Origin of the sequence: Bifidobacterium avesanii, from assembly GCF_009299475.1 — a bacterium.
In the GTDB taxonomy this organism is placed as follows: domain Bacteria; phylum Actinomycetota; class Actinomycetes; order Actinomycetales; family Bifidobacteriaceae; genus Bifidobacterium; species Bifidobacterium avesanii.
Map to the genome: position 1 here is coordinate 58,800 of NZ_WBSN01000003.1, position 13,090 is coordinate 71,889.

13 protein-coding genes and 2 tRNA genes are annotated in these 13,090 nt (G+C 67.8%); 5 read left to right on the forward strand and 10 right to left on the reverse strand.

Annotated elements, in window-relative coordinates; all coding sequences use genetic code 11:
* Nucleotides 1-14: 14 nt before the first annotated feature.
* From DSM100685_RS02595 to coaD, 6 genes are all read right to left on the reverse strand, one after another.
* Nucleotides 15-1,967 (reverse strand): acetolactate synthase large subunit, encoded by a 1,953-nt coding sequence (locus DSM100685_RS02595; RefSeq protein WP_152349802.1) that lies wholly within the window; start codon nucleotides 1,965-1,967, stop codon nucleotides 15-17.
* Nucleotides 1,968-2,178: 211 nt separating this feature from the next.
* Complete coding sequence (rnc, locus tag DSM100685_RS02600; protein WP_152349803.1) at nucleotides 2,179-3,063, reverse strand: ribonuclease III; 885 nt, start codon at nucleotides 3,061-3,063, stop codon at nucleotides 2,179-2,181.
* 124 nt (nucleotides 3,064-3,187) lie between these two features.
* On the reverse strand, nucleotides 3,188-3,382 hold the full coding sequence (rpmF, locus tag DSM100685_RS02605; RefSeq protein WP_152349804.1) for a 50S ribosomal protein L32: 195 nt from the start codon (nucleotides 3,380-3,382) through the stop codon (nucleotides 3,188-3,190).
* A 141-nt stretch (nucleotides 3,383-3,523) separates the two neighbouring features.
* A complete protein-coding gene (locus DSM100685_RS02610) occupies nucleotides 3,524-4,129 on the reverse strand; it encodes a YceD family protein (RefSeq protein WP_152349805.1) in 606 nt (201 codons plus the stop codon).
* Nucleotides 4,126-4,992 carry an ATP synthase subunit B family protein gene (locus tag DSM100685_RS02615; RefSeq protein WP_420837369.1) on the reverse strand — a complete coding sequence of 289 codons (867 nt, stop codon included), beginning with the start codon at nucleotides 4,990-4,992 and terminating at the stop codon, nucleotides 4,126-4,128. The genes DSM100685_RS02610 and DSM100685_RS02615 overlap by 4 nt, the downstream gene beginning before the upstream one ends.
* 206 nt (nucleotides 4,993-5,198) lie before the next feature.
* Complete coding sequence (gene coaD / locus DSM100685_RS02620; RefSeq protein ID WP_152349806.1) at nucleotides 5,199-5,705, reverse strand: pantetheine-phosphate adenylyltransferase; 507 nt, start codon at nucleotides 5,703-5,705, stop codon at nucleotides 5,199-5,201.
* Nucleotides 5,706-5,812: 107 nt separating this feature from the next.
* On the opposite strand from coaD, the gene DSM100685_RS02625 reads away from it, so the two are divergent.
* Complete coding sequence (locus DSM100685_RS02625; protein ID WP_163200805.1) at nucleotides 5,813-6,142, forward strand: DUF3039 domain-containing protein; 330 nt, start codon at nucleotides 5,813-5,815, stop codon at nucleotides 6,140-6,142.
* A 409-nt stretch (nucleotides 6,143-6,551) separates the two neighbouring features.
* On the opposite strand, the gene DSM100685_RS02630 is transcribed toward DSM100685_RS02625, so the two are convergent.
* Nucleotides 6,552-6,980 carry an HIT family protein gene (locus DSM100685_RS02630; RefSeq protein WP_150354714.1) on the reverse strand — a complete coding sequence of 143 codons (429 nt, stop codon included), beginning with the start codon at nucleotides 6,978-6,980 and terminating at the stop codon, nucleotides 6,552-6,554.
* A gap of 332 nt (nucleotides 6,981-7,312) precedes the next feature.
* On the reverse strand, nucleotides 7,313-8,644 hold the full coding sequence (locus DSM100685_RS02635; protein WP_152349808.1) for a nicotinate phosphoribosyltransferase: 1,332 nt from the start codon (nucleotides 8,642-8,644) through the stop codon (nucleotides 7,313-7,315).
* 142 nt (nucleotides 8,645-8,786) lie between these two features.
* Here DSM100685_RS02635 and DSM100685_RS02640 point away from each other — a divergent pair, with 142 nt between their 5' ends.
* From DSM100685_RS02640 to DSM100685_RS02650, 3 genes are all read left to right on the forward strand, one after another.
* On the forward strand, nucleotides 8,787-9,422 hold the full coding sequence (locus DSM100685_RS02640; protein WP_152349809.1) for a Pr6Pr family membrane protein: 636 nt from the start codon (nucleotides 8,787-8,789) through the stop codon (nucleotides 9,420-9,422).
* Between the two features lie 363 nt (nucleotides 9,423-9,785).
* Nucleotides 9,786-10,553, forward strand: a complete 768-nt coding sequence (gene rph, locus DSM100685_RS02645) for a ribonuclease PH (RefSeq protein ID WP_152349810.1) — start codon at nucleotides 9,786-9,788, stop codon at nucleotides 10,551-10,553.
* Between the two features lie 43 nt (nucleotides 10,554-10,596).
* Nucleotides 10,597-11,256, forward strand: coding sequence for a non-canonical purine NTP pyrophosphatase (locus tag DSM100685_RS02650; RefSeq protein WP_152349811.1), 660 nt, complete (start codon nucleotides 10,597-10,599; stop codon nucleotides 11,254-11,256).
* Nucleotides 11,257-11,464: 208 nt separating this feature from the next.
* Here DSM100685_RS02650 and DSM100685_RS02655 read toward each other — a convergent pair.
* Nucleotides 11,465-11,546, reverse strand: a tRNA-Leu gene (locus tag DSM100685_RS02655).
* Nucleotides 11,547-11,604: 58 nt separating this feature from the next.
* Nucleotides 11,605-11,677: transfer RNA gene (locus tag DSM100685_RS02660), tRNA-Thr, on the reverse strand.
* A 154-nt stretch (nucleotides 11,678-11,831) separates the two neighbouring features.
* Between DSM100685_RS02660 and DSM100685_RS02665 the strand changes: the two genes are divergently transcribed.
* The gene (locus tag DSM100685_RS02665; protein WP_152349812.1) at nucleotides 11,832-12,956 is read left to right on the forward strand and encodes a mannose-1-phosphate guanylyltransferase; all 1,125 of its coding nucleotides are present in this window, start codon (nucleotides 11,832-11,834) and stop codon (nucleotides 12,954-12,956) included.
* The last annotated feature ends 134 nt before the right edge of the window (nucleotides 12,957-13,090 follow it).

The window sequence follows — 13,090 nt, forward strand, 5'->3', positions numbered from 1 at the left end:
AGTGCTGACGCGGCCTAGTCGTTGTCCGCCGGCTGATTGGCCGGGGCGGCGTTCCGATCAACGTCCGGGGCGTCGGCCGGATCGGCGGCCGGCTTGTTGATGAGCGGGTTGACGCCCGGGCGATACGTGACCGTGTCGTTCGACGCGCCCGCGGAGACCATCGGCCACACCATCGCGTCCTTGTACACGCGGAAGTCGATGAGCACCGGGCGGTCGTTGATCTCGTTCGCGCGCTGGATGGCGCTGACGGCCTCCTCCTTGGTGAACGCGCGCATGCCGACGCAGCCGTACGCCTCGGCGAGCTTGACGAAGTCCGGCACGTCGAAGAACTCGTCCGCGGGCGTGTCCTCGCGCGCCTCGCCGTCGAGCAGGTTGGTCTGCGAGTAGTGGTGCTCGTAGAACAGCGTCTGCCACTGGCGGACCATGCCGTACACGGAGTTGTTGAGGATGGCGATCTTCACCGGCACATGATCGAGGAACGCGGCCGCCAGCTCCTCGCTGGTCATCTGGAACGAGCCGTCGCCGTCGATGAGCCACACGGGCTTCTTCGCGTCGAAGTCGCGCTGCGAGCCCACGGACGCGCCGATCGCGGCGGGCAGGCCGTAGCCCATGGTGCCCAGGCCCCCGGAGCTGATCCACGAGTTCGGCTTCTCGAAGTCCACGAGCTGCGCGGCCCACATCTGGTGCTGGCCCACGCCGGACACCCAGATCGTGGACGGGTCGGCGGCCTTGGACAGCTGCTCGACCACCCACTGCGGGGACAGCGAGCCATCGGTCGGCTGGTCCTGCGGCTCGTCGTAGTGGATCGTGTACTTGGTGCGCAGATCGTCGAGCAGGTCCCACCACGGCTTGAGGTTCGGCTTGCCCTGAATGGCCTGCGTGCGCTCGATCTCCGGGATGAGGTCGGTGAGTACGGCGGACACGTCGCCCACGATCGGCACGTCCGGCACGCGGTTCTTGCCGATCTCCGCCGGGTCGATGTCGATGTGGATCACGCGCGCGGTGGGCGCGAAGGCGTCGAGCTTGCCGGTCACGCGGTCGTCGAAGCGCGCGCCGATCGCCACGAGCAGGTCGGAGCGCTGCACGGCGCCGGTGGCTGCGATCGTGCCGTGCATGCCCAGCATGCCGAGGTTGCGCGGGTTGGAGTCCGGGACCACGCCGCGGGCCGGCAGGGTGGTGACGATCGGGGCGTCGGTCACTTCGGACAGTTTGGCCACGAGCTCGCCGGCGCCGGAACGGGCCGCGCCGCCGCCCACGTAGAGCACCGGGCGGTAGGACTGGGCGAACAGCTTGGCCGCGTCGCGCAGCACGTGACCGTGCGCCTTGAGCGTGGGGTTGTAGCCGGGCAGGATCATGCGCTGCGGCCACGAGTAGTACATTTCGCCCACCTGCGCGGTCTTGGTCAGGTCGACCACCACCGGACCGGGGCGGCCGGTGCGCGCGATGTAGTGGGCCTCGGTGAGCACGCGGGGGATGTCCTGCGCGCGCGTGACGAGGAACGAGTGCTTGGAGACGGGGTAGGTGATGCCCACGATGTCCGCCTCCTGGAAGGCGTCGGTGCCGATGGCGGGCACGCCCACCTGACCGGTGATGACGACCATGGGCACGGAGTCCATGTTGGCGTCCGCGATGGCCGTGACCACGTTGGTGGCGCCCGGGCCGGAGGTCACCAGGCACACGCCCACGCGTCCGGTCGCCACGGCGTAGCCCTCGGCGGCGTGGCCGGCGGCCTGCTCGTGGCGCATGAGCACGAAGCGGAACTTGGTGTCGTCGTTGATTTCGTGGTAGACGGGCAGGATCGCGCCGCCCGGGATGCCGAAGACGTCCTGGACGCCCAGATCCTCCAGCGCGCGGACCAGCGCCTTGGCACCGGTCATCTTCTCGCCGTTGACGATGGTCTGCCTGTCCGCGGCGGGGGTGGTCTTGGGCAGGGCGCTGAACGCCTGCAGGGGGGTGGGTGTAGCCATGATGTCTCTCTCCATCAGGTCCGTCGAACTGCCAAAGGGCGTCGTCCGTGCGGATCGGCTGGGCGACGCCCGGGATGCCCGCTGCGCTTGTGGCGCGCGGCATCGGTCGTATTCCTACCAGTGTAGGCGCTGATCGGGCGGTATCGTCCTTGGCGTCTGCATTGTGGCTGTCGGGCGCGGCCGCCGGGCGCCGTCGGGTTGCTCGGCGGCCTTATTCGGCGGCCTGCTCCGGGGCGGACTTGCCGGAATTCCCCTGGCCGGAGCCGTCCTTCGCCGCGTCCGAGCCGTCCTGCTTCGCGCCCGTGGTCGCCTGTTCCGCCGCGCTCTGCTGGGCGTTCTTCTCCGCAGCCTGCTTGGCGGCCTTCTCACGCGCGTCCAGCGTGTGCCACGCCATCTCGGCGGCGGCAAGCTGAGCCTTGCGCTTCGAGGTTCCGGTGCCCTTGCCGATGATCTCGTCCTTCTCGCCCACGGTGACCTTCGCGGTGAACTGGAGCGCGTACTCCGGTCCGGACACGCGCATGCGGTAGCGCGGCTCCTCAAGGCCCATCCCGTGCGCCTTGACGGTCAGCGACGTCTTCCAATCGAGCGCCGGGCCCTCGGTGGCGACCTCCACGAGCGTGTCGTCCACGAGGCGGTGGACCACCTTGCGCGCCTCGTCGATGCCGTGCTCCACGAACGTGGCGCCGATGAGCGACTCCACGATGTCGCACAGGATCGAGCTCTTGTCCGCGCCGCCGTCCTCGCGCTCGCCGTGGCCGAGCAGGATGTACGGGCCCACGTGCAGCTTCTCGCGCGCGATCGCGGACAGCGCCTCCTCGCTCACGGCCTTGGCGCGCATCTTGGCCAGCTGGCCCTCGGTCATGTCCGGATGGGCGTTGAACAGCGTCTCGGTGGCCACGAGCTCGAGCACCGCGTCGCCGAGGAATTCGAGGCGTTCGTAGTGCTTGACGCCCTCGTGCTCGTGCGCGAAGGAACGGTGGGTGAGCGCCTGAACCAGCAGCTCGGGGGAGATGGTGGTGCCGAGCGCCGCGAGCAGGGCGTCGTCGGGCTTGGCGGCGGGGGCGTCGCCGGCATGGGAATGGTTGTGCTTCGTCATAGTTGTATTATCCGTGGATTCTGGATTGACTGTGCTGGATGTGATGAACTGCCATACGGCGGTGCCATACAAAAAGCCCCGCCACCCGTCGATGGCAGGGCTTTCATTGCTTGCGATCAGTCGCTCACTTGGTGTGGGCGGACCTGATGGCCTCCTTGTAGACGCGGCCACGGTAGGAACCGCAGTTCGGGCACGCCATGTGGGGCAGTGCGGGAGCGCCGCAGTTCGGGCAGGTGCTGGTCTGGGCGGCGGAAGCCTTCCAGTTCGCGCGGCGCGAATGCGTGTTGGCGCGCGAGGTCTTGTACTTAGGCAGAGCCATGTTATTTCCTCTTTTGTCGTTCGAACGATAATGAGCTTAAGCGTTCAGAAGTGTAGCGCAAGGCCCGTACTTTGTCCAATCAGACGGCGTGATCGTGCCGAATGGCGCCGGCCCGCGCGTTCCGCGGCTCCTCGCCTCGGCTCACTCGCCCTGCTCCGCCTCGAGCTTGGCCTTGAAGTCGGCCAGCGCGGCGAAGCGGATGTCGGTCGTCTCGTGATGGTGGTCCGGCTCCTCGTTGAGGTCCGCGCCGCACTGCGAGCACAGGCCGCGGCAGTCCGGGCGGCACAGCGGCTGCAGGGGCAGGGCCTCCACGAGCGTGTCGCGCAGCAGCGCCTCGATGTCCGCGAACGCGCCGTCGGGGCTCAGCGGGTACGTGTCCTCCGACTCGTCCTCGCCGGCGATGATGTCCACCTCGCCCTTGTCGCCACGGCCGTTCCTGGCGTTGCGTGAGTCGTCGAACGGGAAGAACGCGGTCACGTTCGCCTCCCACGGGTGTTCGATCGGCTTGAGGCATCGCGTGCACTCGGCGTGCGCCGGCGCGCTCACGCGCCCGGTGAAGATGATGCCGTCGATGATCGAGTCGAAGCTGCCGGTCACGGTCACGTCGGCGCCCTCGTCAACGCCCACGATCGCGTCGCCGATGCCGCTGGGCGCGGGGAACACGGCGTCGATCGGCTTGCTCTGGCCCGGGCGGCTCGCGATCTGCGCGACCGGCACGGCCCACGGGGAATCTTCGGGACGGCTCATCGTTGGTTCTCCTCTCCGGACTGCGGCATGGCGCCGCGTGCGTTCTGGGCCGCCTGCGCCGCCTGGACGCCGGCCTGCGCGGCCGCATAATCCTGCGCGGCCCGCTGCTGGCGGTTGTACAGCACGCCCAGACCGGCGTGCACGTCCTGCTTGAGCTTGTCGAGCTGCTGGTCGAGCGACTCCATGACGTCGGTGCAGTACTTGTCCGCACCCTGCGTGAGCCGGTCGGCCTTGGCTTGGGCGGCGTCCATCGTAGCGCGCGCCTTGGCCTGCGCGAGCGCCACCACGTTCTCCTGGCCGGCCAGGAACTGCGCCTGCTCGTTGGCCTCCTTGATCATGTCCGCCGCGCGCGACTGGGCGGAGGCCACGATGGCGCTGGCCTGCGTCTGGGCGCCCGCGAGCCGGCGTTCGGCCTCGCGCATGAGGGCGCTGGCGCGTTCGAGCTGCACGGGGAGCATCTTCTTGAGCTCCTCGATCTGGCCGGTGAGCTGGTCGCGGTCGATCTTGACCACGTTCGGCGTGAACAGGCCCGGCTTGGCCTCGCCGAGCGTCTGCTCGATCGCGTCGAGGATGTCGTACACGGTGGTGAACTCGTTGCGCGACTGCGCGGCCTCGGAATCAAGGTCGCCGGTCTCGCGCATGTCGGGCATCTGCGGCATCTGCACGGCGTGGCGCGGGCCCTTGCGCTCCACCGGCTGCGTGGGCTGGGCGGCCTGCGAGTACTCGGTGGGCGCGGGTTGGAACGCGGGCTGCTGCTGGGCGGGCTGGGCCTGCTGCGACTGTGTGGTCTGCGGCTGGATCGGCTGCGGCTGGAACGCCGGCTGCGGGGACTCCACGTGCTCGGCCGCCGGCTCCGGATCCACGGAAAGCGGCTGGGCGGCGATGATCTCGGACTCGCCGGTGTCGTCGTCATCCTCCTCGGGCGCAACGGGCGCGACGCCCGAGGCCTGCGCCGACGCGTCCACCACCGACTCGGAGTGCACCTCCACGGTGTGCGCCTCGCCGGTGTCATCGTCGTCGAGCGGCTTGAAGTCGTCGGCGGAGAACTCCCGCGTGAGATTGTCATCGGTCATGCCTGACCCCTTTCCCTGCGCTCGCGCTTCACGGCCTCCTCGAGCATGGGCACGATGCAGCTCGGCACCATGCCGGTCACGTCGCCGCCGTGGCGGGCCACGTCCTTGACGATCGAGCTGGAGATGTGCTCGAGCACCGGGTTCGCGGGCAGGAACAGCGTCTCCACGCCGGACAGCTTGCGGTTGACGAGAGCCATGCCGAGTTCGGCCTCGTAGTCGCCGTTCTGGCGCAGGCCCTTGACGATCACCTCGGCGCCGACGCGCTTGCAGTATTCGGTGATCAGTCCGTCCGTGGACGCCACCTTCACGTTGGGGAAGCCGTCCTTGTCGAGGGCGCGGCGGATCACGTCGGTGCGGGTCTCGACCGAAAACATCGGCGTCTTCGCGGCGTTCACGGCCACCACGACGTGCACTTCGTCAAAGAATTTCGCGCATCGCTCGATCACGTCCAAATGTCCTGCGGTGACGGGATCGAACGAGCCTGGGCATACAGCGATTGTCATACCGTCAAGCCTACCGCGTGGCGCGGAAAGTCGGGGAATCGCGGGCGCGAAGGGCAACTATGATGAGAGCAGGATCACCTTTTTGAAAAGGGGGAGAAGAAATGGACATGCTGCATGGTTTCATCGCCGACGAGTTGGCGGGCGGCGCGTGGACGGACGACCTGGCGGACCCGGTCAGCCCGCTGTCCTCGCCGGATCAGGGCACGGGCACCGCGGTGCTCGAGCGCCCGGAGACCGAGGAGGAGACGAAGAAGGACGACGGGGGCGACGCCGACCGCTTCGCCCACTACGTGTCCAAGGAGCGCATCGCCGAGTCGCGCATGACCGGCCGGCCCGTGGTGGCCCTGTGCGGCAAGGTGTGGGTGCCCAAGCACGACCCGTCGCAGTACCCGGTCTGCCCGGACTGCAAGCGCATCTACGAGGAGATGCTGCACTGAGCGCGTTGCCGCGCCGCGCTTGTCGGCGCCGAGCTCGTTGATCTGAACGCGTGAGTGCGTTGGTCTGGGCGCGTTGTCCGGGCTCGTTGCGCCGCGCTTGTTGGCACCGAATTCGTTGATCTGGGTGCGTTGCCGCACCGAACTCGCTGATCTGAATTCCGCCGGTACTGGATTCGCTCATTCCATGGTCCGTTTGCGACGGATTGAGCGAATCCAGTGCGTGAGCGCGAAAAATCGGGTCCAGCGCACTCGATGTGCTCAATCCGCGGCTTGGAGCGTGCGGATTGAGCACATCAAATGCGTGAGTACGCGAGTGCGCCGGACCCGGGCGCGAGGGGATGAAGGTTCCCGCGAAAGTCCCAATCAGGCCGGAAAGCAGGCCGAGGCTCAGGCCAAAGTTGGCCGAGGCTCAGGCCAGCGCGGCCTTGTACTTGGCGATCATCTCGTCGTAGGCCTCATCGGTGAGGTACTCGCGATCGGGATTCATGGCGAACGTGGTGCCCCACTCGAACTCGTCCTCGTGGTACTTCGGCACGAGGTGGAAGTGCAGGTGGTGCGCGGTGTCGCCGTATGCGCCGTAGTTGATCTTGTCCGGGTGGAAGATGGCGTGCGTCGCCTCGGCCACGCGGTTTACGTCCTCGAGGAACGCCTCGCGGTCCTCCTTGGACAGGTCCACGATCTCGTCCACGTGGAACTTGGAGGCTACGATCACGCGGCCCGGGTGGCTCTGCTCCTTGAAGAGCACCAGCTTGGACGCCGGCAGATCCATGATCTTGATGCCGAACGCGGCCAGGGCCTCGCCCTCGTCGCAGTAGCCGCAGGGCTGTGCTTCACTCATGTCGTTCTCCTTTGATGGTTGAGCGAATTGCAGTCCCCACTGTACTGCCGGGCCCGTCCGCCGTCGCGCTGTTGCCGACGTGTGCACTGTGCACGCGCGGCACGGTCATGGCGCCGCTACGGCACTGGATTCGCTCAATCCACGGGCGCACGGACGCAGATTGAGCAAATCGGATGCCTGAGGAGTATTTTTCGCCCGTCACGAATCCGATCCGCTCAATCCGCGGAATTCGGGCCGTGGATTGAGCGGATCGAGTGTGTGGTCGGCCGCTACGTTGAGCGCTACGTTGGACGTCACGTTGGACGTGGCGGATTCCGATCGGAGCGCAGGGCCTACAGGACCGTGGTTTCGGTCGGAATCACCGGCTCGCCCTTCATGAGCGACTGCGCGGTGATCGGCAGTTCGGCGAGCGCCTTGGCGCGGTACTCGTGCGCGGCCACGATCGCGTCATGGCCCTGATACTGCGGGTCGATCGTGCCGTGGTCCACGTAGTCCACGAGCAGGTCCTTCCACTCCGGGTCGGGCGTGTAGGCCGCGAGCGCCTCCTCCGAGCCGGAGATGATGTGTTCGCAGTCGGCCAGGTTGTATTCGTAGGAGCGGAACGCGAGCTTGCGTCCGGGCACGGTGGCCTTGTTCTTGCTCTTCTTGGCGACCGGGACCATGGTGCCGTCGGCGCCCTCGCGCTCGGTGAGCTTGTAGACCATGGCGCAGGTGGGCGCGCCGGATCCGGTGACGAGCATGGTGCCCACGCCGTAGGAGTCGACCGGGGCGGTCTGCAGGGCGGCCAGCGCGTACTCGTCGAGGTCGTTGGTGACGGTGATCTTGGTGTTCGTGGCGCCCAGGGCGTCGAGCTGGTTGCGCACGCGCTGGGCCAGCGAGGCGAGGTCGCCGGAGTCGATGCGCACGCCGCCGAGCTGGGGGCCGGCCACCTCGACCGCGGTCTTCACGGCCTCCTCGATGTTGTACGTGTCCACGAGCAGCGTGGTGTTCTCGCCCAGCGCGGCGATCTGCGACCGGAAGGCCTGACGCTCGTCGTCGTGCACCAGCGTGAAGCAGTGCGCGGCGGTGCCGATGGCCTTGAGCCCGTAGATCTGCGCGGCGAGCAGGTTCGCGGTGCCCTTGAACCCGCCCACCACGGCGGCGCGGGCGGCGGCCACGGCGGCCCACTCGTTGGTGCGGCGTCCGCCCATGTCCATGCACGGGCGGTCCTTCGCGGCGGAGACCATGCGGCTCGCGGCGGAGGCGACGGCGGAATCGTAGTTGAGGATGGACAGGATGAGCGTCTCGAGCAGCGTGCACTCGCCGAACGTGCCCTCGACCTGCAGGATCGGCGAGTTCGGGAAGAACATCTCGCCCTCGCGGTAGCCCTTGATGGAGCCGGAGAAGCGGAAGTTCTCGAGCCACTTGACGGTCTCCGGGCTCACGACCTTGCGGTCGGAGAGGAACTTCAGGTCCTCCTCGGACAGGTGGAAGTGCTCGAGCGCGTCCAGAATGCGGCCGGTGCCGGCCACCACGCCGTAGCGGCGGCCCTCGGGCAGATGGCGGGTGAACACCTCGAACACGCACTTGCGGCCGGCGGTGCCGTCCTTGAGGCATGCGTCGAGCATGGTGTATTCGTACATGTCGGTCATCAGCGCCGGCGAGTAATCGGTAAATGCGCCCATGGGAATCTCCTTCTTGGCATTTGCTCAAAAGCCTACCCGCTTATGGTCATATTGACTTATAGTCATCCGGCGTGTTCCGGTATGCGCCGGCATGTTCCCGCGGGCTGTTCCCACGAGCGCGGCCCGGCGGTAGGGTAGAGGCATGACAAGACTGATTGCGGGACTCTTCCGTCTGGCCGTGGCCGCCGTCTCGATCGCCGGCACGTACAACACGTGGTCCGGGGCCAAGGCGTGGGACTGGGTGTACTTCACCAACCAATCGAACATCGTGTTCGCGTTCGTGATGCTGTGGGCCGGCGCGGCCACGCTGGTCCGGGGCGTGCAGCCGCCCGCGTGGCTCAAGGGCTGCATCACGCTGTACATGGCCATCACCGGCCTGGTGGCGTGGCTGATCCTGCCGCCCGCGGTCATGGGCCCGGACACGCTGTACGTCCTCGGCCTGCCCACCGCCACGCTGGTGCATGTGATCGCGCCGATCGCCGCCGGCGCCGACTTTCTCCTGTTTGACGCCCACCGCCGCTTCAAGTGGCACTACCCGCTCACGTGGCTGCTGTACTTCCCGGTGTATCTGGCGTTCGTGCTCATCCGCGCCGCGTTCTTCCCCGACCAGCCGCTGCCGAGCGGGGCCATGTACCCGTACTCGTTCGTGGACCTCAACGCGCTCGGCTGGGCGGGGCTCGGCAGGAACGCGGTGATCTATCTGGGCGCGTTCCTGCTCGGCGGCCTCGCGCTGTTCCTCATCGACCGCATTCTGCCGGACAAGCCCCTGCTCGGCTGATGTCGCGGCTGGCTGTCCGGCTGACTGCTCGGCCGACTGCTCAGTAGGCTGACTGTTCGATTGACCGTTCGGCCGGTTGCCCGGTTGCATACCCGGGCCTGTCGTTGCATTCCCGCCGCTCGCCGCTTACCTCTTTACGGGCCGAAAAGGACGAAATCCACTCTTCTAAGCGTCAAACCGACGGATTCGCGTCCGTTTGATGCTTAGAAGAGCGGAAAACGTCGTTTTCGGCCCGTAATTATCCGCCACCTGCCTGTCATCCGGCTGTCATCCGTCCGCAACCGGGCATATGTCGTCCGTCCGCGAGCCGACGGCGTGTGCCCCGCGGGTGCTAGGGTCTGACGGGGAATCAAGGAGTGTGTTATGACTGAAATCAAGGATCTGCTGTCCGGCATGAACACGGTGGTCCGCCCCGACGGGCGCAAGGTGGACGAGCTGCGCCCCGCCACGATCACCCGCCACTTCACCGACGTGCCGGAGGGCTCGGTGCTCATCTGCTGCGGCAACACGCGCGTGATGTGCACGGCCACGTTCACGCCGGGCGTGCCGCGCTGGCGCAAGGACTCGGGTCTCGGCTGGGTGACCGCCGAGTACGCCATGCTGCCGCGCGCCACCGCCGAGCGCACCGACCGCGAGTCCGTCAAGGGCAAGGTCGGCGGCCGCACGCACGAGATCAGCCGTCTGATCGGCCGCTGCCTCAGGGGCGTGGTCAACATGAAGGCCCTCGGCGAGAACCAGATCCAGATCGACTGCGACGTGCTGCAGGCCGACGGCGGCACCCGCACCGCGTCCATCACCGGCGCGTACGTGGCGCTCGTGGACGCGCTCAACTGGGCCGAGGCGCACAAGCACATCCGCTCCGCCGCGCGCGTGCTCACCGACAGCGTGTCCGCCGTGTCCGTGGGCGTGATCGACGGCACGCCCATGCTCGACCTGCCGTACGTGGAGGACAGCAAGGCCATGACCGACATGAACGTGGCCATGACCGGCTCCGGCAAGTTCATCGAGATCCAGGGCACCGCCGAGCACCGCCCGTTCGACCGCGACGAGCTCAACACGCTGCTCGACCTCGCCACCAAGGGCAACCGCGAGCTGCAGGCCATCCAGCAGGCCGCGCTCGCCAAGGACTGAGCCGCAAAGCACCGACAGCCAAGCCATCGAAAGGAACCGACCCATGAAACTCATCGTCGCCACGCACAACGAAGGCAAGCTCGTGGAGATCCGCCGCATCCTCGAGGAGGGACTCGGCGAGGACGCCGCGAAAATCGAACTCGTCTCCGCCGGCAGCATGCACCTGCCCGACCCGGTGGAAACCGGCGTCACCTTCCAGGAGAACGCGCTGCTCAAGGCCCGCGACGTGGCCAAGCGCACCGGCTGCCCGGCCATCGCCGACGACTCCGGCCTGATCGTGGACGTGATGGGCAACGCCCCGGGCATCCTGTCCGCCCGCTGGGCCGGCGCCCACGGCCACGACCTCGCCAACAACGCGCTGCTGCTCGCGCAGATCGAGGACATCCCGGACGACAAGCGCACCGCGCGCTTCCGCTGCGCCGCCGCCCTCGTGGTGCCGGGAGCCGACGGCGAGCTCAAGGAGACCGTGGAGATCGGCGACATGGAGGGCGTGGTGATCCGCAAGGCCCGCGGCGAGCACGGCTTCGGCTACGACCCGATCTTCGTGCCGAACGACCAGCCCGGCCGCACCAGCGAGGACCCGGACCACTTCGGCGAGCCGCTGACCAGCGCGGAGATGACGCCGAAGGAGAAGAACGCGATTTCGCACCGCGGCAAGGCCCTGCGCGCGCTCGTGCCGGCCATCGACGCGCTGCTCAAGTAGCGAAAACGGCGCCGGTGCCGATTTCTGACCTGACCCACCGAGTAGAGGGCCGCGCGGCCGCCGCGAAAACGGCGGAATGGCGCGGCCCGGTTCGTTCACAGGGGTGGTCTTTCCCGAAGGATTAGGTCAGAAATCGAAGGTGCGGGTTACGGAGGCGCGCAAAGAGCGCAAAAGGCGTGGCAAGACCGCAAAAGAACACGAAAATGGGTGCGCGCAGGGGGAATCGAACCCCCAAGACCGAAGTCACAGGAACCTAAATCCTGCGCGTCTACCAATTTCGCCATGCGCGCATATGCTGGATATGCAAAACCCTAGGCGACCGGCATGCCGGAAAACCTAGGGCACTCGAGCCACTTGACAGAATCGAACTGTCGACCTGCTCATTACGAGTGAGCCGCTCTACCGACTGAGCTAAAGTGGCGTGTGGCCCGGGAGGCATTCGCCACCCGCGCACAGGAAAAATAATATAGCGGATGCCCGCGATTTTGTCGAATCGGCCCGCGCGGCCCGCCGCGGTCTCCCTGAAACCTCCCCGCCGAAAGGCCAAAAGGCTGCCCGGGTGCGACAATGGCGGCATGACCTTCGACGATTTCTACGCGATCATCCCGGCCGGCGGCACCGGCACCCGCCTGTGGCCGCTGAGCCGCGCGTCGCGCCCCAAGTTCCTCTACGACCTGCTCGGCTCGGGGCGGACCATGATCCAATCCACGTTCGACCGTCTGGCCGCCATCGCCGGCGCCGACCATGTGACGGTCTCCACCGGCGCGGACCACGAGGCCGCTGTGCGCGAACAGCTGCCCGAACTGGCCGCGGACCACGTGTTCGCCGAGCCGGTGCCGCGCGACTCCACCGCCGCCATCGCCCTTGCCGCGGCCGTGCTGGCCCGCCGCCACGGCCGGGACATCGTCGTCGGCTCGTTCGCCGCGGACCACGTGATCCGCGACACCGAGGCCTTCGCCGAATCGGTGCGTCAGGCCGTGGCCGCCGCTCGCGCCGGCTACGTGACCACGATCGGCATCGCCGCCACGCGCCCGTCCACCGCGTTCGGCTACATCCATCAGGGCGCGTCGCTGAGGGCCGAGGTGCCGGACGCGCCCGACGCCCGTCTGGTCCGCCGCTTCGTGGAGAAGCCGGACGCCGCCACGGCCATGGCCTATCTGAGCACCGGTGAATACCGCTGGAACGCCGGCATGTTCGTCATGCGCGCCGGCGTGCTGCTCGACCGCCTGCACGAGTACAAGCCCGCGCTGGCCGAGGCGATCGGGCGCATCGCGGACGCGTGGGACGAGGGTCCGGACGCGCGCGCCGCCGCCATGGAACGCGACTGGGAGGGGCTGGAGAAGATCGCTTTCGACTACGCGATCGCCGAACCGCTCTCGCTGGACGGCGGCGTGGCGATGGTCCCCGGCGGCTTCGGCTGGGACGACATCGGCGACTTCAACTCCGTGGCCGCGTTGCTGCCGAGCGTCAACGCGAAGAACGTCAAGATCCTCGGCGACGCGGACCGCGTGGCCTACGTGGACTCCGCCGGCGACGTGGTGGTGCCGGACTCCGGCCGCACGGTTGCGCTGCTGGGCGTGAACGACATGGTGGTGGTGGACACACCGGATGCGCTGCTCATCGCCCCGCGCGCCCGCAGCCAGGAGGTCAAGGACATGGTCGCCCACCTGCGCGCGCTCGGCAGGGGCGAGGTGCTGTAGCGGACGCGGGCCGGTCGCAAGTCCGCCGTGTCCGCCGTGCCCGCCGCGACCGCCGGCGCGATGTTCGCCCATTGTTCCCCGGATGTTCCCCCGCCGTTACCCGCCCGTTCCCCGTCGGCCCGCTGCCGCTGTGA